The sequence below is a fragment of the Massilia jejuensis genome, assembly GCF_042656795.1.
GTDB lineage: Bacteria > Pseudomonadota > Gammaproteobacteria > Burkholderiales > Burkholderiaceae_D > Telluria > Telluria jejuensis.
Map to the genome: position 1 here is coordinate 1 of NZ_JBHSMS010000018.1, position 2,962 is coordinate 2,962.

Here is a 2,962-nt window from a genome sequence, read left to right on the forward strand (position 1 = left end):
AATCCTTTAGCAAACAGGCGCAGGCGGCTTGAAACACGAGTGTCCGCTATTGACAGTACACCTCAGTGAGCGTAGCAAAGTTTCCTCGCATGGCTGCGTGTACCTTCACTTCCATTGCCCCCCTTGCGTCGAGCACTTTCTTCCTTTTCCTTCCCGGCGCCGTCGAACCGGGTCGCCAAGACGGAGAGAATTTCGGCCGCTTCTTTGAGGATGCGCTGTTCTTTATCGTTCAGCCCGCCCACCGCTCAACCGGGCTCGTATGCCAGCCTCGTTGCACGTGGCAACGATCTTGACTCTCAGTCAAAAGCATCTACAGGAAGAGACGGAAATCGTACGATAAGGTGAATCGAGGCGGCGATGATCATTCCTGGCGATCCTCAACCGTTCTGCGCCGCCTTGGCGTCTGCCAGCTCGTCGGTGCTGGCCATGTAGCCCTCATCGGCGGCCAGTTGCGCGTCCGGCTGCAACTGCTCGTGTTCGCGCGCGCGGGTGAGGAGCACTTGCACCGTGTCGATTTTATGGCGCACAGTCTCGGATAACGCGGCCAGGGTCAGCGGCTCCGGGAGCATCACTTCGCATTCCTCGGCGGCGCCCGCGGCCGGGTGCTCGCGCGCCAGTTCGCCGGATTGTCCCGTCTCGTCGCGCTCGATCAGGCGCAGCACGTTGCGCAAACCCTGCTCCAATTGTTCCAGCCGGCTCGATTCCATTCAAAACCTCCCGTGTTCGCGATAGAAAAAAGGCACTTCGGCCAACTGCACGCCGCAACGCCCTGCAAAGCATACACATTCTGCCTCGCCGACGACGCCCTGCTCGGAGCTAGCGCCAGTGAGATGGATGCGCGACATGTACCACAACGTGAAAACGCCGTGGCGGGGCCTAAACTGGCTGGAACAGCTATCGCCGCGCGATTTACCGCTTTTCCTGCAGACCCTTTTAACTGAGTGTGCTGACCTGTGGCTTTAGCATCCAGGCCGGCACACTAGCCCGGTTGAGCAGTGGGCGGGGCGCGGAGTTTGCGACACGTCTAGAGCGATTTATCCGGGTCTTGCGTCCCGAAGGGATGGCCGCTTGCAAGTGACGGACTGTCACGACAGGCAGCAATCGCCCCATTGCTTTCCGTTCTATTTCCTGTCCGCTTAGGAGGCCGACCGCCTCAAGCCGCAAGGCGTCCGAACTTCCGGTTTCGACCCGAAGCGGACCACGAGTAGCTAGCGGCTTCTCATCCAAAAAAACTAGACGGAAGACCAGCCAGCGGCCACACCGTTCATCCCGATCAATACATATCCCTGAAAGCCCCGATCAGCTATCCTGATTTGGCCTTTGCCAACGTGCTGCTGCACGTATGGGATCACCTGGTCCCGTGACTTGAGGTCGCCGAGCTTCCTGCTTACCTAAACAAGAATGTCATCTGCGTGAATGAATTTGCTAATCAACGCGTCGAGGGCTGAACTGCGATTGTCCCATCAGCCTCAAGCACGTTTACCCACTCCAGCTTGACCAGTTCGACCGGCGGGAAGTTTGCGGTCATCAGCTCGTGGACCCGGCGTGGATTCATCATTTTTTCTAAGAGGCGTTAGGGTAAGGAAGCCGAGGTTAAACGTCCGCTCCTGGCCCAGGCTGTGTAAAAACGCGAGATCTGGGCGTTTTCAGGGGTCTCTTTACCATTCCCGACCTTGAGAAAACGCCTTGGAGAGCGTTCTGAGAGGCCGAGTGTCGCCGGCCTGTTGTCCGTTTTGCGTTTTTACACAGCCTGGGCCGATTGCGGACGGTCGGCACGGCTCAGTGTACTCGGCTGTTGCCTGCTGAGCAACCACAGGGTTTTGTTAGGCGTACTAAATCCGATTATGCGAAGAAAGAGGCTGTTGTGACCTTCGACGACCTCTCGACATCGGAAACCGAACCCTGCGTGGCGACCGGCTACTGGTCGCGACGGGCCGGCACGCCGATACGGCTGGGCTAGGGTTGAATGCTGCTGGAGTCGAGGTCGATTCGATCGGAGCGGTCGTTATCGATACGCACATGTGTACATCTGTCCCGCACATCTACGCGGCCGGCGACTGCAACAACCAGCCACAATATGTCTATGTAGCTGCCGCGGCCGGCACGCGCGCAGCGCGCAATATGCTGGGAGGCGACGCGGTCCTCGACCTCTCTGTGGTGCCTGGCGTTGTCTTCCCTGACCCGCAAGTCGGGACTGCTGGACTTACCGAGCAGGAGGCCGAAGCGTGGAAGCTTGACGTGAACAGTCAGACTCTGACTCTTGACAATGTGCCTCGTGCATTAGCCAACTTCGACACGGTCGGCTTTATAAAGCTGGTAGCCGACAGACAGACTGGCCGCCTGCTCGGCGCCCAGATACTGGCAGCCGACGCTGGCGAGATGATACAGACGGCGACGCTGGCTATACGCAATGGAATGACCGTGCAGGAATTGGGCGACCAGCTATTCCCCTATCTGACCATGGTCGAAGGGTTGAAATTGTGTGCACAGTCCTTCTTCAAGGACGTCAAGCAGCTGTCGGGCTGTGCAGGATAGGCCGCATTTCATCGACTTGCCAGGCAGGACATGCGCCCCCATTCCATCAACTTGTCTGATGTCGGGAAGGAGCGCGACTTCGACAGGGATGGGCTGAGCACCAGGAAAGACGCAGTCCCGGTACCGGCAGGTCATCCTGACCGACGCCAGAATACTCGGGTGATTGCGCGATTATTTTCTTGAGGAATTAATCACATCGAGTTGGAGGCCGAAGCACCCGTATCGTGGAAAGCACTTGCCAAGTGGGATAGCGCCTGGCTATAATTCGCGTCCGCTTGGGCGCTGTCTGCAAAACGTTAACGTAATCAAGGTGTTAGATGCGTAATTTCTTTGCGAGCAGCAGCGAAGTGGAAAAAAAGAAGTTGACGAAAATCGCGAAACGCTGCATAATCTCATCTCTCTGCTGCTGACGAACAAAACGATTCGC

General features: G+C 57.5%; 1 protein-coding gene and 1 pseudogene. One reads left to right on the plus strand and one right to left on the minus strand.

What is annotated here, in order from left to right; all coding sequences use genetic code 11:
• Positions 1-377: 377 nt before the first annotated feature.
• The gene (locus ACFPOU_RS05170) at positions 378-707 is read right to left on the minus strand and encodes a hypothetical protein (RefSeq protein WP_379717900.1); all 330 of its coding nucleotides are present in this window, start codon (positions 705-707) and stop codon (positions 378-380) included.
• Between the two features lie 1,195 nt (positions 708-1,902).
• Here ACFPOU_RS05170 and ACFPOU_RS05175 point away from each other — a divergent pair.
• Positions 1,903-2,535: pseudogene (locus ACFPOU_RS05175) on the plus strand (FAD-dependent oxidoreductase); the annotation flags it as partial.
• Positions 2,536-2,962 lie beyond the last annotated feature (427 nt).

Excerpts from the sequence above, each read along its gene's own strand:
- ACFPOU_RS05170 (WP_379717900.1), bottom strand. The coding sequence starts at position 707 with ATGGAATCGAGCCGGCTGGAACAATTGGAGCAGGGTTTGCGCAACGTG.